The sequence below is a fragment of the Duganella sp. 1224 genome (assembly GCF_013408245.1).
In the GTDB taxonomy this organism is placed as follows: domain Bacteria; phylum Pseudomonadota; class Gammaproteobacteria; order Burkholderiales; family Burkholderiaceae_D; genus Rugamonas.
Map to the genome: position 1 here is coordinate 109361 of NZ_JACBYS010000009.1, position 19149 is coordinate 128509.

15 protein-coding genes are annotated in these 19149 nt (G+C 66.1%); 9 read left to right on the forward strand and 6 right to left on the reverse strand.

The window, feature by feature from the left end; all coding sequences use genetic code 11:
- Positions 1 to 60: 60 nt before the first annotated feature.
- From ruvC to FHW58_RS25495, 4 genes are all read left to right on the forward strand, one after another.
- Positions 61 to 612 (forward strand): crossover junction endodeoxyribonuclease RuvC, encoded by a 552-nt coding sequence (gene ruvC / locus FHW58_RS25480; protein WP_179675990.1) that lies wholly within the window; start codon positions 61 to 63, stop codon positions 610 to 612.
- A gap of 24 nt (positions 613 to 636) precedes the next feature.
- Positions 637 to 1215, forward strand: coding sequence for a Holliday junction branch migration protein RuvA (ruvA, locus tag FHW58_RS25485; protein WP_155463745.1), 579 nt, complete (start codon positions 637 to 639; stop codon positions 1213 to 1215).
- A 140-nt stretch (positions 1216 to 1355) separates the two neighbouring features.
- Positions 1356 to 2414: a Holliday junction branch migration DNA helicase RuvB gene (gene ruvB, locus FHW58_RS25490; protein ID WP_179675991.1), complete on the forward strand. Its 1059-nt coding sequence runs from the start codon at positions 1356 to 1358 to the stop codon at positions 2412 to 2414.
- A complete protein-coding gene (locus FHW58_RS25495; RefSeq protein ID WP_179675992.1) occupies positions 2414 to 2866 on the forward strand; it encodes a YaiI/YqxD family protein in 453 nt (150 codons plus the stop codon). Before ruvB ends, FHW58_RS25495 begins: the two co-directional genes overlap by 1 nt.
- 10 nt (positions 2867 to 2876) lie before the next feature.
- On the opposite strand, the gene FHW58_RS25500 is transcribed toward FHW58_RS25495, so the two are convergent.
- On the reverse strand, positions 2877 to 3863 hold the full coding sequence (locus FHW58_RS25500; RefSeq protein WP_179675993.1) for an aldo/keto reductase: 987 nt from the start codon (positions 3861 to 3863) through the stop codon (positions 2877 to 2879).
- 95 nt (positions 3864 to 3958) lie between these two features.
- Between FHW58_RS25500 and FHW58_RS25505 the strand changes: the two genes are divergently transcribed.
- Positions 3959 to 4885 (forward strand): LysR family transcriptional regulator, encoded by a 927-nt coding sequence (locus FHW58_RS25505; protein ID WP_179675994.1) that lies wholly within the window; start codon positions 3959 to 3961, stop codon positions 4883 to 4885.
- Here FHW58_RS25505 and FHW58_RS25510 read toward each other — a convergent pair.
- Positions 4830 to 5216 carry a YbaN family protein gene (locus tag FHW58_RS25510; RefSeq protein ID WP_179675995.1) on the reverse strand — a complete coding sequence of 129 codons (387 nt, stop codon included), beginning with the start codon at positions 5214 to 5216 and terminating at the stop codon, positions 4830 to 4832. The genes FHW58_RS25505 and FHW58_RS25510 overlap by 56 nt on opposite strands.
- A gap of 68 nt (positions 5217 to 5284) precedes the next feature.
- On the opposite strand from FHW58_RS25510, the gene FHW58_RS25515 reads away from it, so the two are divergent.
- Positions 5285 to 6046, forward strand: coding sequence for a ThuA domain-containing protein (locus FHW58_RS25515; protein WP_179675996.1), 762 nt, complete (start codon positions 5285 to 5287; stop codon positions 6044 to 6046).
- On the opposite strand, the gene FHW58_RS25520 is transcribed toward FHW58_RS25515, so the two are convergent.
- Positions 6047 to 6487, reverse strand: coding sequence for a DUF2147 domain-containing protein (locus FHW58_RS25520; RefSeq protein ID WP_179675997.1), 441 nt, complete (start codon positions 6485 to 6487; stop codon positions 6047 to 6049).
- Positions 6488 to 6580: 93 nt separating this feature from the next.
- Entirely contained in the window at positions 6581 to 9232 is a 2652-nt protein-coding gene (locus tag FHW58_RS25525; protein WP_179675998.1) for a M1 family metallopeptidase, read from the reverse strand.
- A 256-nt stretch (positions 9233 to 9488) separates the two neighbouring features.
- Between FHW58_RS25525 and FHW58_RS25530 the strand changes: the two genes are divergently transcribed.
- From FHW58_RS25530 to FHW58_RS25540, 3 genes are read left to right on the forward strand one after another with little or no spacing between them, the layout of a single operon-like run.
- Positions 9489 to 12326 carry a TonB-dependent siderophore receptor gene (locus tag FHW58_RS25530; RefSeq protein ID WP_179675999.1) on the forward strand — a complete coding sequence of 946 codons (2838 nt, stop codon included), beginning with the start codon at positions 9489 to 9491 and terminating at the stop codon, positions 12324 to 12326.
- Between the two features lie 42 nt (positions 12327 to 12368).
- The gene (locus FHW58_RS25535) at positions 12369 to 12995 is read left to right on the forward strand and encodes a transcriptional regulator (RefSeq protein ID WP_179676000.1); all 627 of its coding nucleotides are present in this window, start codon (positions 12369 to 12371) and stop codon (positions 12993 to 12995) included.
- Between the two features lie 17 nt (positions 12996 to 13012).
- The gene (locus tag FHW58_RS25540; RefSeq protein WP_179676001.1) at positions 13013 to 13969 is read left to right on the forward strand and encodes a threo-3-hydroxy-L-aspartate ammonia-lyase; all 957 of its coding nucleotides are present in this window, start codon (positions 13013 to 13015) and stop codon (positions 13967 to 13969) included.
- Between the two features lie 89 nt (positions 13970 to 14058).
- Here FHW58_RS25540 and FHW58_RS25545 read toward each other — a convergent pair whose 3' ends face one another.
- Both FHW58_RS25545 and FHW58_RS25550 read right to left on the reverse strand, forming a co-directional pair.
- A complete protein-coding gene (locus FHW58_RS25545) occupies positions 14059 to 16854 on the reverse strand; it encodes a valine--tRNA ligase (protein ID WP_179676002.1) in 2796 nt (931 codons plus the stop codon).
- A 167-nt stretch (positions 16855 to 17021) separates the two neighbouring features.
- The gene (locus FHW58_RS25550) at positions 17022 to 19145 is read right to left on the reverse strand and encodes a xanthine dehydrogenase family protein molybdopterin-binding subunit (RefSeq protein WP_179676003.1); all 2124 of its coding nucleotides are present in this window, start codon (positions 19143 to 19145) and stop codon (positions 17022 to 17024) included.
- Positions 19146 to 19149 lie beyond the last annotated feature (4 nt).

The window sequence follows — 19149 nt, forward strand, 5'->3', positions numbered from 1 at the left end:
CGCCTGTCGCCGTGCGGGGTAAAGCTTGCCGCCGCTTGCCTTAGTGCATACAATCCCTGAATGATAATTCTCGGCATCGACCCCGGCCTGCGCACCACCGGCTTTGGCGTCATCCACAAGCAGGGCAGCAAGCTGCGCTACATTGCCTCCGGCACCATCAAGAGCGGCGAGGGCGACCTGCCGACAAGGCTCAAGGTGATCCTGGACGGCGTGGGCGAAGTCGCCCGTACCTACGGCCCGGACTGCGCGGCCATCGAACAAGTCTTCGTTAACGTCAATCCGCAATCGACTTTGCTGCTGGGTCAGGCGCGCGGCGCGGCGATCTGCGCGCTGGTGACGGCTGAACTGAGCGTGGCCGAGTATTCCCCAACCCAAATCAAACAGGCGGTGGTTGGCACCGGCCGCGCGGTCAAGGCGCAGATGCAGGACATGGTCGCGCGCCTGCTGCAATTGCCCGGCCTGCCCGGCACCGACGCCGCCGACGCGCTCGGCATCGCCATCTGCCACGCCCACAGCCGCGAAACGCTGACGCTGATTGCCGGCGGCACCAATGTCGCCGCCACCGGCCCGCTGGCCGGCTTGCGCATGCGCCGCGGCCGCCTGGTCGGTTAACTTCCCCATTAAAGGTCCTACACGATGATCGGTCGTCTCTCCGGTATTCTGCTTGAAAAAAATCCGCCCCAACTGCTGGTGGACGTGGGGGGCGTCGGCTACGAAGTCGACGTTTCGATGAGCACCTTCTACAACCTGCCGGGCGTGGGCGAGAAGGTGGTGCTGTTCACGCACCAGGCCATCCGCGAGGATGCGCACCTGCTGTACGGCTTTGGCAACGCCGAGGAGCGCGCGGTGTTCCGCCAGCTGATCAAGATCACCGGCGTTGGCGCGCGCACCGCGCTGTCGATCCTGTCCGGCATGTCGATCGCCGACCTGGCGCAGGCCGTCACGCTGCAGGAGGCTGGCCGGCTGGTCAAGGTGCCGGGCATCGGCAAGAAGACCGCCGAGCGACTGCTGCTGGAACTGAAGGGTAAGCTGGGCGCGGACATCGGCGCCGGCGGCGCGCACGCCGCGCCGGACTCGCAATCCGACATCCTCAACGCCCTGCTGGCGCTGGGCTACTCCGACAAGGAGGCCTTGCTGGCGCTGAAAACCGTCCCCGCCGGCGCCTCCGTCTCCGATGGCATCAAGCAAGCCCTCAAGGCGCTGTCCAAAGGCTGATCCAGCGCAATCGACCCGCCGGCGCCTCTGCCCAAGCTCGGCCCACGAACCACGCGCAGCCGCTCATGCATGATGGGGTATGAAAAACTTCAGCTGGCGAGGGGGCGTAGTATCTGGCCGCGGCAGGGTAAAATAGCTGTATGAGCATACAGACCGACAATTTTACCGAGCAGCGCATCATCGACGCCGCCCCCTCGTCCCCGAACGAAGAGGCGATCGAACGCGCCCTGCGCCCCAAGCACCTCGATGAATATGTCGGGCAAGCCAAAATCCGCGATCAGCTGGAAATCTTCATCTCCGCCGCGCGCAAGCGCAACGAGGCGCTCGACCATACCTTGCTGTTCGGCCCGCCGGGCCTGGGCAAGACCACGCTGGCCAACATCATCGCCCGCGAAATGGGCGTCAACCTGCGCCAGACCTCCGGCCCGGTGCTGGAGCGCCCCGGCGACCTGGCCGCCATCCTGACCAACCTGGAAGCCAACGACGTCCTGTTCATCGACGAAATCCACCGCCTGTCGCCGGTGGTCGAGGAAATCCTGTACCCGGCGCTGGAGGACTACCAGATCGACATCATGATCGGCGAGGGCCCGGCCGCGCGCTCGGTCAAGCTCGACCTGCAGCCGTTCACGCTGGTCGGCGCCACCACCCGCGCCGGCATGCTGACCAATCCGCTGCGCGACCGCTTCGGCATCGTCGCCCGCCTGGAGTTCTACACCACCGACGAGCTGACCAAGATCGTCAGCCGCAGCGCCGCGCTGCTCAAGGCCCACATCGACGAGGAAGGCGCCCGCGAGATCGCCCGCCGCGCGCGCGGCACGCCGCGGATCGCCAACCGCCTGTTGCGCCGCGTGCGCGACTACGCCGAAGTGAAGAGCGACGGCGAAATCACCAAGGCCGTGGCCGACGCCGCGCTGATCATGCTGGACGTGGACACCGTCGGCTTCGACGTCATGGACCGCAAGCTGCTGGAGGCGGTGCTGTACAAGTTTGGCGGCGGCCCGGTGGGCATCGGCAACCTGGCGGCCGCCATCGGCGAGGCCGCCGACACCATCGAGGACGTGCTGGAGCCTTACCTGATCCAGCAAGGCTTTTTGCAACGCACGCCGCGTGGCCGCGTGGCCACGGCGGCGGCTTACAAGCACTTCGGCGTCAACCTGCCGCGCACCAATCCCAACGGCGAGCTGTGGAGCGATCTGTAATGCAGATCTGGGTGGATGCCGACGCCTGTCCCGCCGTCATCAAGGAAATCCTCTACCGCGTGGCCGACCGCGTGCAGATGCCGGTGACGCTGGTGGCCAACCAACTGCTGCGCGTGCCGCCGTCGCGCTTCATCCGCGCGCTGCAGGTGCCGGCCGGCGCCGACGTGGCGGACAGGGAAATCGTGCGCCTGCTGGAACCCGGCGACCTGGTGGTCACCGGCGACATTCCGCTGGCGGCGGACGTGCTGAAGAAGGGCGGCCACGCGCTCAATCCGCGCGGCGAGTTCTACACCAATGACAACATCGCGCAGATGCTGACCATGCGCGCCTTCATGGACGAGCTGCGCGGCAGCGGCGTCGACACCGGCGGCCCGGCCGCCTTCAGCCAGGCCGACCGCCAGCATTTCGCCAACAGCCTGGACCGCCATCTGGCGCGGCGCAAGCAGGGCTGAACGGCGCCGCTTACCAGGCGTGGTGGACGTAGCGGGCGATGCGGTTGAAGTACAGTTCGCGCAGCGCCGCCATGGTGTCGGCCGTCAGCGGCGGCAGCGCGCTGGCGCGGCTGTTGGCCTGCGCCTGCGCCGCATTGCGGGCGCCGGGAATCACGGTGCTGACCGCGTCCTCCATCAGAATCCAGCGCAGCGCGAATTCCGCCATGGTGGCGTTGGCCGGCACCAGCTTGCGGATTTCTTCCACCACTTCCAGCGCCACGTCATACGGCACACCGGCAAACGTCTCGCCCTTGTCGAACGCTTCGCCGTTGCGGTTGAAGGCGCGGTGGTCGTCGGCCGCGAAGGCGGTGGCGGCATTCATCTTGCCGGTCAGCAGGCCGGACGCCAGCGGCACGCGGGCGATCACGCCCACCTGGCGCTTTCGGGCCTCGGCGAAAAACAGCGCGGCGGGGCGCTGGCGGAAGATGTTGTAGATGATCTGCACCGACTGCACGTTGGGATACTCGATGGCCTTCAGCGCCTCTTCCACTTTTTCGACCGACACGCCGTAGTGGCGGATCTTGCCGGCCTTGACCAGATCATCGAGATGGCCGAAGACTTCCTGCTGGTAGTAGACCGCCGGCGGCGGGCAGTGCAGCTGTACCAGGTCGAGGCAGTCGGTTTGCAGGTTGGCCAGCGAGCGCTCGACGAAGGCCGTCATGTTCTGCTTGTTGTAGCCGTCCGCCGCGTGCGGCGACAGGCGGCGGCCCAGCTTGGTCGCCACGTAAGGCTTGTCGCCGCCGCGCTCCTTCAGCACCTCCGCGATCAGTTGCTCCGAGCGGCCGTCGCCATACACGTCGGCGGTATCGATGAACGTGGTGCCGGCATCCAGCGCGGCGTGCAGCGCGGCCTTGGCGTCTTCCTTGCTCACGTCGCCCCAGGCGCCGCCGATGGCCCAGGCGCCAAAGCCGATTTCCGATACGGTGTGGCCGGTGCGGCCGAAAGTTCTTTGCTTCATGGTGTTGGTTCCGAGGATGGGAAAGACGCTATTTATAACACCGCGTGGTACGCTGTGCGGATGAGCCATATTCATCGTCAGAGTGAGTTCTATTCATGTCATTATTCGACCGCGTTGACCTGACCGATTTGCGGGTCTTCCTCACCATCATGCGCACCGGCAGTTTCAAGGCGGCCGCCATCCAGCTTGGCCTGACGCCGTCGGCGGTCAGCCATGCCATGCGCCGGCTGGAGGAGCGGCTGGCCGCCAAACTGCTGAACCGCTCCAGCCGCGCGGTTTCTGCCACCGATGTGGGGCGCGAGCTGGCGCGCCGCATCGAGGAGGGTTTCGACAAGATCGGCGACGCGCTGGCGGAACTGGATACCCCCGGCAGCGGCCGCCACGGCGAGCTGCGTCTGAACGTGTTCTCCGACGCCGCGCACCTGCTGATTGCGCCGGCCTTGCCGGAATTCGCGCGCCGCTGTCCGGGCGTGCGGCTGACGGTGGTGGTCGAGGACCGGCCGATCGACATCGTCGCCGAGGGCTATGACGCCGGCATCCGCTACGGCCATTACGTACCCGAAGACATGATCGCCGTACCGCTGAGCAAAACGCAGCGCTGGGTGGTGGCCGCCGCGCCGTCCTACCTCGACGCCCACGACGCCATCCGCAGCATCGACGACCTGGCGCGGCACACCTGTCTGCAACTGCTGCTCGGCGATAACTCCAGCTACAAATGGGAATTCAACCGCCGCCGTCGTGTGCGCGTGCCCGGTGCGATCACCATCGCCGACACCGCCACCACCATCATGGCCGCCAAGGCAGGCATGGGATTGGCGTATCTGCTGGAGCAGCGCATCGCCGCCGAACTGGCGGAAGGCAGCCTGCGCGTGGTGCTGGCGGAGCACGCCGCCAAGGGCGAGCCGTTCCACATGTACTACAGCAGCCGGCGCCACACCCATCCGGCGCTGCGCACGCTGATGAACATCATTCGTCAGCAGCAGGGGATGGCGGAATACGCATCGTCGGCACGAAGCGGGTGAGGTAGACGGTGACGCAGACGCCGATCAGCACGATCAGGATGCGTACCCACGGCAGCTCGGTGCGCCACACCGAGTAGGCCATCGAGCCCCACATGAAGATCAAAATCCACACCTTGCCGCGCAGCGGAATGCCGCGGCCGTTTTCGTAGTCGCGCAGATACTTGCCAAACACCGGGTTGGTTTGCAGCCAGTGGTGCATGCGCGGCGAGGCGCGCACGAAGCAGGCCGAGGCCAGCAGCAGGAACGGCGTGGTCGGCAGCAGCGGCAGGAAGATGCCCAGTACGCCGAGGATCACCGCGACGATGCCGACGAAGTTGAGAATTATTTTCATTTGGCCAAATCGTATCACCTTGGGGTAGACTATGACAAAAATGATAGCGCTAACTTAAGGAGGAGACGATGAAGCGACGCATGCTGGCCGCCGTGGCCGGGGTGATGATGATGGCCGGCGCCCATGCCGACGTTCAGTACAAGATCCTGGTGCTGGCCATGCCCAGCAAGTACCACTACGAATATATCCCGATCGCCCGCGACAGCCTGGAAAAGCTGGGCAAGCTGCATGCGTTCGACATGACCTACACCAACAAGCCGGAAGTCTTCGATGGCGACCTGAGCCAGTACGCCGCGGTGATGTTCCTGAACACGCCGCCGGAAGAACTGAACGAGGCGCGCCGCAGGAAGTTCGAGGACTACATGAAGAACGGCGGCAACGCCATGCTGGTGCACCGTTCGCTGATCATCCCGGCGAATGTCTGGCCGTGGTATGAAAAGCTGGTGGGCCGGCGCACCGGCAACCACCCGATGCTGCAGACCGGCGTGATCGACGTGACCGACAAAAAATTCCCCGCCACCTACGGCCTGCCGGACCACTGGATCTGGAGCGACGAATTCTACGTGTTCGACAATCCCTATCAGGTCAAGATCAACCCGGTGCTCAACGTCGACGAAGCCAGCTATGACCCGACCAAGATCTGGCCGGGCCAGGTGTCGCACGGCATGGGCAAGGACCACCCGCTGAGCTGGTACCACTACGTCGACAAGAGCCGCGTCTTCGTCACCGCGCTCGGCCACGACGGCAATATGTACCGCGACCCGCAATACCTGGCCCACCTGATGGGCGGCCTGTGGTGGACCGCCACCGGCAGGGGCGTCAAGCCGTAATTACTCCTGGCGTACCCAGGTTTGCGAGCGACCCAGCATGGGCACGCCGATGTAGCCGCGTACGCTGAGTTTCTTGCCGCCGTCGGTCAGGTGCAGCTTGCTTTTGTAGACCTCGCCGTCGGATGGGTCGAGGATTTCGCCGCCTTTGTATTCGTCGCCGTCTTTCTTCAGGCCGGACAGGATGGTCATGCCGATGATGGGCTGGTCCTTGCGGGCGTCTTTGCACTTGTCGCAGCGCGGGGCCGGGTCTTCGTTCGGTTCGCGGAACAGTTGTTCGATCTTGCCTTGCAGGACGCCGTTGCTTTCGGTGATGCGGATCAGCGCCTTGGGCTTGCCGCTGACATCGTCGATGTTTTTCCAAAGACCAACGGGCGAGGCGTTGTCGGCGAAGGCCGGCGACACCGCCAGGGCGGCGGCGGCGAAGAGGGCGAGAAATTTCATGGAGGTCTCCTGTAATGATTGTGTGCCCATGATCGCACACGTGGAGACACGCCAATTAGAGGACTTTGTCGGTTTCTCGCCCTCCCTGCGCGCTTAGTGCGGCGTGGCGCCGGTGATGGCGTCGGCGGCCTGCACCAGGCGGGTCTTTTCATCCAGGCGGAAGCGCGCGTAGGCCAGGTTGTCTTCCAGCGTCGCGCTCATGCCGGCTTCCAGGTGTCCCTTGGCCCATTCCCCCAGCTGCGCCAGCGGCACGCTGTTCCAGTAGACGCCGGGCACGCTCTTGGCCAGCACGGCGGGACGGTTGCCCGGGTTCGACGCGGTCAGCCGGTCGACGTTGGTGGTGAAGGTCTGCCACGACAGCTGCGGGTTGGCGTCGTTCAGCGCGAACACCAGGCCCAGTCGCAGCACATCGGCCTGCGCCGGGATTTCCGGCGACAGCGCGATCTGCGCCGCCTGCGCCGCCAGCTGCGGATCGCGCACGCGCATCAGCACCGCGTAGTAGCGCCGCACCTCGGTTTCGTTGGCGGCGCCCTTGGCCAGCGCGTGCAGCTGATCAAAGGTGGCGGCGTCGGCGTTCTGCGCGACGATGGTCAGGATCATGCCCTGGTCGTCCGGCGTGATGCTGCCGCGGTCTTGCAGGAAGGCGGCAAAGCGTTGCCGCGCCTGCGCCACGATGTCGCGGTCGCCCCAGGCGCCGAGACGGCCGATGACGCTGCGGCGCAGGCGCTGCACGCCGGCGGTTTCACCGGCCGCCGGCTGCCAGCCCAGCCGTGTCGCCACCGGCTTCAGCAGCGCGCTGGCGTAGGCCAGGAAGGCGCCGTGGCCGGCCGTGCCGCGCTCGGCCTGTTCCACCGTCGACAGCGCCTCGATGATCTGGTTCCAGGCGCGTTCGTTGAGGTCGTCGCCCATGGCGCTGGCCAGCGCCAGGTAGGCGGCCAGCGGCTGCGTGCCTTGCTCGACCTGTGCCCACTGGTCGTCCAGCAGCGCGATGCGGTCGCCGGCCGGCAGGCTGCGGAATTGCTGGGCGTTGGTGCGCAGCGTGGCGGCGTCGTAGGCGCTGCGGAAGAAGCCGTCGGCGCCGGCGTTGATGCTCAGTGCCTGGTTGCAGCGGCCGGCGGCCACGCGTTGGCCCGGCTCGGTCAGCAACAGCGAACGGGCCTCGCCGTCGGCGCCGATGCGCAGCCGCAGCGGCACGTTCCAGTGCTGGTGCGCGGCGTCGTTGCCCTGCAGCAGGAAGCGTTGCTGCGTCAGCGTGATGGTGCGCGCGCCGTCGGCGTCGCAGCTGGCGCTCACCGACACGATCGGGAAGCCCGGCTGGTTGATCCACAGGTGGGCCAGCGCGCCGATGTCGCTGCCGCTGGCCTTGCCCAGCGCGTTCCACAGATCGACGCTGGTGGCGTTGGAATAGGCGCGGTCCTTCATGTAGGCACGGATGCCGGTGCGGAAGGTGTCCGGGCCGATGTAGGCTTCCAGCATGCGCAGCACCGCCTGCCCCTTGTTGTAGATGATCAGGCCATCGGCGCCGTTCTCCGGTGCCAGCTCGTCGGTCACCGGGTTGTGCACCGGCTTGGAATCGCTGCGCGCGTCGACCCGCATCGCCGCCTCCTTGCCGGCGTCCTCCTGCTCGCGCACGTGCCAGCTCGGATTGCGCAGCTCGGTTTCCTTGGCGGTGAGCCAGGACGCGAAGCTTTCGTTGAGCCAGATGTCGTCCCACCAGCCCATGGTCACCAGGTCGCCGAACCACTGGTGCGCCATCTCGTGCGCCTCGATGCTGAACACCAGCTGGCGGTTGTCCAGCGTGGACGCGGGCGTTACCAGCAGCGTCTGGTCGTTGTAGGTGATCGCGCCCCAGTTTTCCATCGCGCCCTGGAACCCGCCCGGCACGGCGATCGCGTCCAGCTTGGGTAGCGGGAACGGGTGGTCGAAGTATTCGTTGTAGTCGAGCAGGATCTGGCGCGCGTTGTTCAGCGCCACCGCGCCGTACTGTTCCTGGCCGCGCACCGCCCAGACATTGATGTCGGTATTGCCGGCCTTGGTGCCGATGCTGGCCATGTCGCCGCTGGTCAGCTCCACCAGGTAGGACGGCATCTTCGGCGAGCGCGCGAAGCGGGTGGTGGCGGTGTCGCCGCGCACCTTGCGCTCGGCCACCGGCATGTTGGAGATCGACACCCACTTGGCCGGCGTGGTGGTGGTCAGCTGGAAGGTCGAGCGGAAGGCCGGCTCGTCCCAGCACGGGAACATGCGGCGCGCGTCGGTGGCTTCGAACTGGGTCGACAGCAGGATGTCCTTGCCGCCGTCCGGCTTGACGAAGGGCTGCGCGAACAGGCCGCGCGGGCCGCTTTCGATCTTGCCGGTGTAGGCCAGCGTCAGCGTGTGCTGGCCGGGCGCGGCCGGCTTGGGCAGCGTGACCGAGACGATCTGGCGCTTGGCGTCGATCACCGTGCTCTTGACCGGCTTGCCGTCGAATTGCACCTGCTGGAAGGTCAGGTCGAGCGCGTTGAACTGGATGGTGGCGCTGGCCTCGCGGAATAGCAGCTTGACGGTTTCCTTGCCGCGCAGCGTGCGCGCCGCCACGTCGGGCGTGATGGCGACGTCATAGTCGAGCGGCACCACGTTTTTCGGCAGGTGGCCGGGCGCCTGGTCGAACGAGAACGGCGCCTGCTGTTGTGCGGCGGCAGGGGTGATGTGCAGCAGCAGCGCGGCGGCGCTGGCAATGAGGGTACGGGGCAAAAGCGGACGGTGCATGACGGCGAATTCTCCTGTGCGGACAAGTGGACATCGGATGAATCTATGCCGGATGCGTGCCGCGCGTCAATCGCTGTTGCAAAGTTTGTGTTTGATGCGTGCACAGCCGCTAAACAAAGCGTTGCGCGCAGTTTCAGTTTGACACGCAAATTTCGCCTACCTATATTTGCCCCGATCTAAACCGTTTAGCCCAATGCAGGACGCTGCGTGAACAAGCATTTCAGAGAGTGTTGAACACATCAAATAGGGAGCTTACATGTCTGGGAAGTTGCACGCCATTCCGCTGGCCATCACGCAATTGATCGCCGCCGGCGCCTTTTCTGCCGGCGTTGTCACCCCCGCCAGCGCGCAGTCGACGGCGCAGGCGGAACCACCGATCACCAAGGTCGAGATCACCGGCAGCTTCATCCGCCGCGCCGACGCAGAAACGCCCAGCCCGGTGCAAGTGATCACCGCGGCCGACCTGAAGAATTCCGGCTACAACTCGGTGGCCGACGTCCTGCAACACATCACCGCCAATGGCGCCGGCACCTTGAGCCAGACCTTCTCGGGCGGCTTCGCGGCCGGCGGCGCCGGCATCTCGCTGCGCGGCCTGAATGACAACGCCACGCTGGTGCTGATCGACGGCCACCGCATGGCGCCGTACCCGCTGGCCGATGATGGCTCGCGCTCGTTCGTCGACATCTCCAACATTCCGTTCGACGCGGTGGAGCGCATCGAGATCCTCAAGGACGGCGCCTCGGCGGTCTACGGCTCGGACGCGATGGCCGGCGTGGTCAACGTCATCCTGAAGAAAAACCTGGTCGGCACTTTCCTCTCGGCCGAGGGCGGGCGCGCCACGCAGGGCGGCGGCGGCACCAGCCACGCCACCATCAGCCACGGCATGGGCGACATCGACAAGGACGGCTACAACGCCTACTTCAGCGCCGAATACCGTCACCAGAATCCGATCCGCTACAACCAGCGCCTGAACGGCGGCGACTGGCAGGCGCTGGACATGTCGGCCTACGGCGGCAGCAACAAGGCGCTGGGCGTCATCACGCCGCAGAACACCGCGCCGCTGACGCTGTCGCCATACTTCCTCAATCCCAACGTGACGCGGGTGCCGGGCGCCAACAACAGCGCCGCCTTCGGCTTCTTCCCCGGCACCGCCTGCAGCAGCTATGCGCAGCTGGCGGCCGGCGGCTGCGCCTACGACGACCCGTACAAGGAAATCCAGCCCAAGACCGAGAACATCAACCTGCTGGCCAGCCTGACCAAGGATCTGGGCGGCGGCTGGCAGGCCGACTTCAAGGCTTCTATGTTCGAGAGCAAGGTGCGGCTGCCGCAGGGCTTTAGCAACTTCCCGTCGTCCTACGGCCAGCAGCTGGAAATGCAGTCCGGCGTGCCGCCGCACTACGTCGACGGCACCGCCATCCCGACTATCCGCGTACCGGCCAACTACCCGGGCAATCCGTTCGGCGTGCCGGCCATCCTGCGCGGCCCGATTCCTGGCGCGCCGGACCGCAACATCACCACCGACTCCAAGGCCTACCGGCTGGTGGCCGACCTGCGCGGCACGCTGGGGGTGTGGGACATCGACGCCGCCATCGGCTACACCCGCAACAACCTGGACCGCAGGAGCACCGGCAACCTGAACGTGCCGGCGCTGAACGCCGCGCTCAACCGTCCGGGCAATCCCTACCTGGTGTACGGCCCCAACACGCCGGAGGACCTGGCCGCGATCTTCCGCGACGTCGGCTCCTACGACACCTCGGAACTGAACTTCGTCACGTTGCAGGGCTCGCGCCCGGTGGCCAAGCTGCCCGGCGGCGACCTGGTGGTCAGCGTCGGCGCCGAGGTGTTCAAGACCAAGCTGTCGGCGCCGGCCATGCCGAATGCCGACGGCCACACCAACGGCGCCTATGCCTTCGGTTCCGAAACCGCCAGCTCGGCCCACCTGGAATTCGTCGCGCCGCTGCTGAAGAACCTGGAATTCGACGGCGCCGTGCGCTTTGACCACTACAGCCTGGCCGGCAACGCCACCACGCCGAAGGTCGCCTTCAAATACATGCCGAGCGACGCGGTGGCGCTGCGCGGCACGCTGTCGAAAGGCTTCCGCGCGCCCGGCCCGGCCGAGAACGGCAACTCGGCCAGCAGCGGCGGCGTCGGCAGCAACGCCGACCCGGTGCTGTGCCCGTCCGGCTACCTGTCCAACGGCCAGTATCCGCGCGGCACGGTGATCGCTTCGTGCAATGAATCGCTGATCGGCCTGAGCACCACCAATCCCGACCTGAAGCCGGAGAAGTCGGTGTCGGCCACGCTCGGCCTGATCCTGGAACCGGTCAAGGGCTGGAGCACGGCGATCGACCTGTACCAGATCACCGTCAAGGACCAGATCGTCGGCGGCCCGCTGTCCGGCACGCCGGTGCGCAACGCGGCGGAGCCGAGCGACTGCGCCGACGGCCTGGGCGGCACCTACACCTGCACGCCGAGCGTCGGCCGCATCGCCTACTACCCGGCAACGCCGATCAACGCCAACAGCACCCGCACGCGCGGCGTCGAGTTCGACACCCGTTACCGCTTCAACCTCGGCGACTACGGCCGGCTGAAGACCGAATTCCAGATCGCCCACGCGTTCAGCTACGTGATGAACATCGGCGGCCAGGCCTACGAGCTGGCCGGCGGCCACGGCCCGGCCGGCATCGGCGCCGACACCGCCAATCCGAAGGACCGCGCGCAGCTGGAAGTGGACTGGGAGAAGGGCAAATGGGAGGTGGCCACCACGCTGCACTGGATTTCCAGCTACAACCTGACCGACCCGACCAGCGGCCAGCTGACCTGCGCGGACGGCGGCACCATGAACGGCGTGTTCCCGGCCGGGAATACGCCCGAGCAGTTCTGCAAGGTGCGCTCCTTCCTGGAGACTGATCTGGCCGTGCACTACAAGCTGGACAAGCAGTGGACCCTGCACGCGTCGGTGACCAACCTGTTCAACCAGGCGCCGCCGGTGGACGTCAGCACCTATGGCAGCGGCCGGCCATACAACCTGTCGCTGCATACGGCGGGCGCCATCGGTCGCTTCGTCAACGTCGGGCTGAACTACACGTTCTGACCAGATTTGCACATATTATCTAAAATAAGATAATATGTGCAGATGAAAACTACTGCGGAACATCAGAACCTGCTGGCGCAGATGCGCCAGGTCGCGGACGGGCTGGGCAAAACCCTGGCGCCGTTCTGCGAAGTCGTGCTGCACGACCTGACACAGCCCGAGCATGCCATTCTGGCGATCCACAACAACCTGTCCGGACGCGTGGTGGGCGCACCGGCGACCGAACTCGGCCTCGCGCGCGCGGCCGATCCGGCCTTCGAGCAGGTCATCGCCAACTATCCCAACACCTTTCCCGACGGCCGGCTGGCCAAGAGCACCTCGATCGGCATCAAGGACAGCGAAGGGCGCTACGTCGCCGCGCTGTGCCTGAATGTCGACCTGACCGTGTTCCGCAGCCTCAACACCATGCTGGCGCAATTCGGCAGCGTTGACACGGCCGCCGCCGTGGCCGACAGCCTGGCGCCGGCCGGCGCCGACGCCATCCGCCAGCGCATCGACCAGTTTGCCGCGCGGCTGGGCACCACGCCGCGCGCGCTCAAAGCGGACGAGCGCAAGGCACTGATGCGCGAACTCAAGGAATCCGGTCTCAGCGAAGTGCGGCGCGCCATGGACATCGTCGCCGCCTATCTCAACGTCTCCCGCGCCACCGTCTACAACGACGCGCGCTAATCACCACAGGAATTCCTATGACACTGCCAACTTTTGAAGACGTGGTTGCCGCGTCCGAACGCATCGCCGGCGTGGCGCACCGCACGCCGGTGCTGACCTCCAGCACCGCCAACGCCGAGCTGGGCGCGGAGGTGTTCTTCAAGTGCGAGAACTTCCAGCGCATGGGCGCGTTCAAATTCCGCGGCGGCTACAACGCGCTGGCCAGGTTCACGCCGGAGCAGCGCAAGGCCGGCGTGGTGGCGTTCTCGTCGGGCAATCACGCGCAGGCGGTGGCCCTGTCGGCCAGGCTGCTGGGCATACCGGCCACCATCGTCATGCCGCATGACGCGCCGGCGGCCAAGGTGGCGGCCACGCGCGGCTACGGCGCGCAGGTGGTGATTTATGACCGCTACAAGGAAGACCGCGAACAGATCGGCCGCGACCTGGCGGCCAAACATGGGCTGACCCTGATTCCACCGTATGACCACGCGGACGTGATTGCGGGGCAAGGCACGGCGGCCAAGGAATTGTTCGAGGAAGTGGGGCGGCTGGATTATGTGTTTGCGCCGCTGGGCGGCGGTGGCCTGCTGAGCGGCACGGCGCTGGCGACGCGCGCGCTGTCGCCGTCGGCCAAGCTGTTCGGCGTGGAGCCGGAGGCGGGGAACGACGGCCAGCAATCGTTCCGCAGCGGCAGCATCGTGCACATCGACACGCCGAAGACGATTGCCGACGGCGCGCAGACGCAGCACTTGGGTAACCTGACCTTCCCGATCATCCAGCGCGATGTGAACGACATTCTGACCGCCAGCGATGACGAACTGCGCGTGGCAATGCGCTTCTTTGCGGAGCGGATGAAGATGGTGGTGGAACCGACCGGCGGCCTGGGCTTTGCCGCCGCGCGCGGGATGCAACCCCAACTGCAGGGCAAGCGCGTCGGCATCATCATCAGCGGGGGCAATGTGGACATCGCCCGCTACGCCGAACTGCTGGCCTGAGACCCACAAGCTAAGCGCTACGCATGCCGTACCACTTAGGGGTCTGACCCCGAACGGGGTCAGACCCCGCCGGGCTGTGCGGGTTTAGCTCACGCCGCCGGCAGCTTGGCAATCTGCTCCTGCATCTTGGCCAGCGTGGCCGAGAAGTTGGCGACGCGTTCCTTCTCCTGCGCCACCACCTCGGCCGGCGCGCGCGCCACGAAGCTTTCGTTCGACAGCTTGCCGTTGGCCTTGGCGATCTCGCCTTGCAGGCGGGTGATTTCCTTGGTCAGACGCTCACGCTCGGCCTTGACGTCAATCTCCACCTTCAGCATCAGCTTGGTCGTGCCGACGATGGCCACGGCGGCCGGCGAATCCGGCAGCGCGTCCACGATCTGCACTTCCGCCAGCTTGGCCAGCGACTGCACATACGGCGCGAAGCCTTCCATCGCCGCCTTGTCGGCCGGGTTGCCCGGCTCGACGATCAGCGGCACGCGCAGCGATGGCGCCAGCTGCATCTCGCCGCGCAGGTTGCGCGTCGCGTCGGTCAGCGCCTTCAACTGCTGCATCCAGGCCTCGGCCGATTCATCGATCAGCGCGGTGTTGGCGATCGGGTACGGCTGCAGCATGATCGAGTCGCCGGTCTTGCCGGCCAGCGGCGCAACCGCCTGCCACAGCGCCTCGGTGACGAACGGAATCACCGGATGCGCCAGGCGCAGCACCACTTCCAGCACGCGCAGCAGCGTGTGGCGGGTGGCGCGCTGCTGGCCCTCGGTGCCGCTTTGCACCTGCACCTTGGCCACTTCCAGGTACCAGTCGCAGTACTCGTCCCAGACGAACTTGTAGATGGCCGAGGCGATGTTGTCGAAGCGGTAGTCTTCGAAGCCCTTGGCCACGTCCAGCTCGGCCTTTTGCAGCAGCGAGATGATCCACTTGTCGGCCGGCGACAGGTCGGCGTCCGAGGCCGAGCAGTCCTTGCCTTCGGTGTTCATCATCACGAAGCGGGTGGCGTTCCACATCTTGTTACAGAAGTTGCGGTAGCCTTCGCAGCGGCCCAGGTCGAAGTTGATGTTGCGGCCCAGCGAGGCGTACGAGGCCATCGTGAAGCGCACGGCGTCGGTGCCGTAGGCGGCGATACCTTCCGGGAATTCCTTGCGCGTGGCCTTGGCGATCTTCTCGGCCGCTTTCGGGTTCATCAGGCCGGTGGTGCGTTTCTCCACCAGCGCGTCGACGCCGATGCCGTCGATCAGGTCGATCGGGTCCAGCGTGTTGCCCTTGGACTTGGACATCTTCTGGCCCTGCGAATCACGCACCAGGCCGTGCACGTACACGGTTTCAAACGGTACCTTGCCGGTGAAGTGCGCGGTCATCATGACCATGCGCGCCACCCAGAAGAAGATGATGTCGAAGCCGGTCACCAGCACCGACGACGGCAGGAAGGCCTTGATGTCCGGCGTTTCTTGCGGCCAGCCCAGGGTCGAGAACGGCACCAGCGCGGACGAGAACCAGGTGTCCAGCACGTCGTTGTCGCGGCGCAGCGGCGCGGTAATGCCCTTGGCGGCGGCCTGCGCCCTGGCTTCGTCCTCGGTGCGGGCGACGAAGATGTTGCCGGCGTCGTCGTACCAGGCCGGGATCTGGTGGCCCCACCACAGCTGGCGCGAGATGCACCAGTCCTGGATGTTGTTCAGCCACTGGTTGTAGGTGGTGCTCCAGTTTTCCGGCACGAACTTGATCTCGCCGCTGGCGACTTTTTCCAGCGCCACTTCGGCGATCGACTTGCCCGGATTGAAGGTGCCTTCCGGCGCCGGCTGGCTCATGGCCACGAACCATTGGTCGGTCAGCATCGGCTCGATGACCACGCCGGTGCGGTCGCCGCGCGGCACCATCAGCTTGTGTTTCTTGACTTCTTCCAGCAGGCCCTGGGCTTCCAGGTCGGCGACGATTTTCTTGCGCGCTTCAAAGCGGTCCAGGCCGCGATAGGCGGCCGGCGCGTCGTCGACGATCTTGGCGTCCAGCGTCAGGATCGACGGCATCGCCAGCTTGTGGCGCTGGCCGACGGCGTAGTCGTTGAAGTCGTGCGCCGGCGTGATTTTCACGCAGCCGGTGCCGAAGGCCTTGTCGACGTAGGAGTCAGCGATGATCGGGATTTCGCGGCCGACCAGCGGCAGCGTCAGCATCTTGCCGACCAGCGCCTGGTAGCGCTCGTCGGTGGGATCGACCGCCACGGCGACGTCGCCGAGCATGGTTTCAGGACGGGTGGTAGCCACGGTCAGGTGGCCGCTGCCGTCGGCCAGCGGGTACTTGATGTACCACATCGAGCCGTCTTCTTCCTCCGACACCACTTCCAGGTCGGACACGGCGGTGCCCAGCACCGGGTCCCAGTTGACCAGGCGCTTGCCGCGGTAGATCAGGCCTTGCTCGTGCAGGCGCACGAACACCTCGGTGACGACCTTGGAGCGCTCGGCGTCCATGGTGAAGTATTCGCGTTGCCAGTCCGGCGAGGCGCCCAGGCGGCGCATCTGGCCGGTGATGGTGGAGCCGGATTTCTCTTTCCACTCCCAGACTTTTTCGATGAACTTTTCGCGGCCGAGGTCGTGGCGCGAGATTTTCTGCGCGTCGAGCTGGCGCTCCACCACGATCTGGGTGGCGATGCCGGCGTGGTCGGTGCCGGGAATCCAGGCGGTGTTATGGCCCAGCATGCGGTGGTAGCGGGTCAGGCCATCCATGATGGTCTGGTTGAAGGCATGGCCCATGTGCAGGGTGCCGGTGACGTTCGGCGGCGGCAGCTGGATGCTGAAAGAAGGTTTGCCGGCGTCGAGGGTGGCGGTGTAGTAACCGCGCGCTTCCCACTCTTGGCGCCAGAACTGTTCAATGTCGGCAGGCTCGAAAGACTTGGCTAATTCCATGATATGGCTGATTTAATTTGGGCGAAACAGCCATTATAAATGACGCGGCACAGCATAGCGCCACGCCGGCCGGAAAATTGTTTTGATGCAAACAACAGAGAATCCCGCTAACTTATCCGCTAACTCATGCGGCCCCGGCGAAGTTGGCTTCGCCGGGGCCGTTGCCGTCAGGCGGACCGGATGTGCTCGGCCGAGAGGGGGAGTTGGCGGACGCGCTTGCCGGTGGCGGCGAACAGGGCGTTGGCGACGGCCGGGCCGATCAGCGCCGTGGCCGGTTCGCCGATGCCGCCCGGCTTCTCGGTGCTCGGCACCAGCGTCACGTCGATCTTCGGCATCTCGTTCATGCGCAGCACCGGGTAGTCGTGGAAGTTGGTCTGCTGTACCCGTCCCTTGTCCAGCGTGATTTCCGCGCCCAGCGCTGACGACAGCCCGAAGGCGATGCTGGACTGGATCTGCGCCTCCACCGTGTCCGGATTGATCATGTGGCCCAGGTCGGCCGCCACCCACACGTGATGCACCTTGATGGCCTGGTCCTTGTCGACCGAAATCTCGGCCACCTGCGCCATGTAGGTGTCATAACCTTCCATCAGCGCGATGCCGCGGTGGTGGCCCTTGGGCAGCGGCTTGCCCCAGCCGGACTTTTCCGCCGCCAGCTTCAGCACCTTGGCAAAGCGCGGCTGCTGGCCCAGCAGCGCCAGGCGGAACTGGTACGGGTCCTTGCCGGCCGCCGCCGCCATCTCGTCGATGAAGCTCTCGTTGGCGAAGGCGTTCAGCGCATGGCTGACCGAGCGCCAGTAGCCCACCCGCAGGCCGCTGTCATGCTCGATCAGCTCCTGCGTCATGTTGGGGATGTCGTAGCCGACCACCGCCGCCTCGGCCATGAAGGGATCGAGCGTGCCCTTGGGCAGGCCGAAGGCGCGCTGCGTGATCGACTGCGAGGTCAACTGCAAGGTCAGCGCCACCGGCTTGCCGCTGGCGTCCAGGCCGCCGGCCATGCGGTGCAGCGCCATGGGCCGGTAGAAGTCGTGCGTGGTGTCGTCCTCGCGCGTCCACACCAGCTTGACCGGCTTGCCGACCGCCTTGGAAATCTCGGCCGCCTGCACCGCGAAGTCATATTCCAGCCGGCGGCCGAAACCGCCGCCGAGGAAGGTGGTCTTGACCGTCACGTCTTCCGGCTTGAGGCCGATGGCGCTGGCCACATTGCCCTGCGTGCCTTGCTGGAACTGCGCCGGCCCGATCACCAGGCATTTGCCGTCCTTGTACGAGGCGGTGAAGTTCTGCGGTTCCATGGTCGCGTGGGCCAGCAGCGGCGACCAGTATTCGGCGCTCAGCTTCTTGCTGGCGCCGTTCAACGCCGCCGTGGCGTCGCCGGTCTTCTTGATCGGGATGGTGGCGTCCCTGGCGTTGCGGATGCCGTCCTGCATCGACGCATTGCTGATGCGCGCGACCGGGCCTTCGTCCCATTCGACCACCAGCGCCTCGCGCGCTTTCTTCGCGCGCCACCACGAGTCGGCCACCACCGCCACGCCGTCGCGGATCTGCACCACGCCGATCACGCCGGGCATGGCCTTGGCCTTGGCGGCGTCCACCCGTACCGGCTTGCCGCCGATCACCGGGCACTGTTCCAGCGACGCGTACACCATGCCCGGCAGCTTGACGTCGATGCCGTATTCGGCCGTGCCGTTGACCTTGTGCGCGGTATCCAGCCGCTTGGTCGGCTTGCCGATCAGCTTGAAGTCCTTGGGCTCCTTCAACGTCACCTTCTCCGGCACCGGCAGCTTTGAGGCCGCCTCGGCCAGCTCGCCGTAGGTGGCGCTGCGCCCGCCGGGTCCGGTGACCTTGCCGTCCGCCGCGCGCAGCTGCGCCGCGTCGACCTTCCATTTGGCCGCCGCCGCGTTGACCAGCATGATGCGCGCCTGAGCGCCGGCGATGCGCAGCTTCTCCCAGCCGTCGCGCACCGAGGTCGAGCCGCCGGTGATCTGCGCGCCCAGCAGCGCGTTGGTGTAGACCGGCGCCACCGGCGCGATCTCCACCTTGATCTTGCGGATGTCCACGCCCAGCTCCTCGGCGATCAGCATCGGCATGGCGGTGTACACGCCCTGGCCCATCTCGGAGCGCGCCGACAGCAGCGTGATGGTGTTGTCGTCGGCGATGTGGACCCAGGCGTTGGGCGTGTGGAGGGTGCCGGCCGCCACGGCCTGGTCCAGTTGCGCCGGCAGGAACACGCCCAGCGTCAGGCCGCCGCCGACCACGGCGGTGGTTTTGAGGAACTCCCTGCGATTGGTCGTCATGGTG

Bases quoted from the DNA above. Each gene is read 5' to 3' on its own strand.
- FHW58_RS25500 (WP_179675993.1), bottom strand. From the start codon at position 3,863: ATGAAGCAAAGAACTTTCGGCCGCACCGGCCACACCGTATCGGAAATC.
- ruvB (WP_179675991.1), top strand. From the start codon at position 1,356: ATGAGCATACAGACCGACAATTTTACCGAGCAGCGCATCATCGACGCC.
- FHW58_RS25515 (WP_179675996.1), top strand. From the start codon at position 5,285: ATGAAGCGACGCATGCTGGCCGCCGTGGCCGGGGTGATGATGATGGCC.
- FHW58_RS25540 (WP_179676001.1), top strand. From the start codon at position 13,013: ATGACACTGCCAACTTTTGAAGACGTGGTTGCCGCGTCCGAACGCATC.
- FHW58_RS25520 (WP_179675997.1), bottom strand. From the start codon at position 6,487: ATGAAATTTCTCGCCCTCTTCGCCGCCGCCGCCCTGGCGGTGTCGCCG.
- FHW58_RS25510 (WP_179675995.1), bottom strand. From the start codon at position 5,216: ATGAAAATAATTCTCAACTTCGTCGGCATCGTCGCGGTGATCCTCGGC.
- FHW58_RS25550 (WP_179676003.1), bottom strand. From the start codon at position 19,145: ATGACGACCAATCGCAGGGAGTTCCTCAAAACCACCGCCGTGGTCGGC.
- ruvC (WP_179675990.1), top strand. From the start codon at position 61: ATGATAATTCTCGGCATCGACCCCGGCCTGCGCACCACCGGCTTTGGC.
- FHW58_RS25495 (WP_179675992.1), top strand. From the start codon at position 2,414: ATGCAGATCTGGGTGGATGCCGACGCCTGTCCCGCCGTCATCAAGGAA.
- FHW58_RS25525 (WP_179675998.1), bottom strand. From the start codon at position 9,232: ATGCACCGTCCGCTTTTGCCCCGTACCCTCATTGCCAGCGCCGCCGCG.
- FHW58_RS25530 (WP_179675999.1), top strand. From the start codon at position 9,489: ATGTCTGGGAAGTTGCACGCCATTCCGCTGGCCATCACGCAATTGATC.
- FHW58_RS25535 (WP_179676000.1), top strand. From the start codon at position 12,369: ATGAAAACTACTGCGGAACATCAGAACCTGCTGGCGCAGATGCGCCAG.
- FHW58_RS25545 (WP_179676002.1), bottom strand. From the start codon at position 16,854: ATGGAATTAGCCAAGTCTTTCGAGCCTGCCGACATTGAACAGTTCTGG.
- FHW58_RS25505 (WP_179675994.1), top strand. From the start codon at position 3,959: ATGTCATTATTCGACCGCGTTGACCTGACCGATTTGCGGGTCTTCCTC.
- ruvA (WP_155463745.1), top strand. From the start codon at position 637: ATGATCGGTCGTCTCTCCGGTATTCTGCTTGAAAAAAATCCGCCCCAA.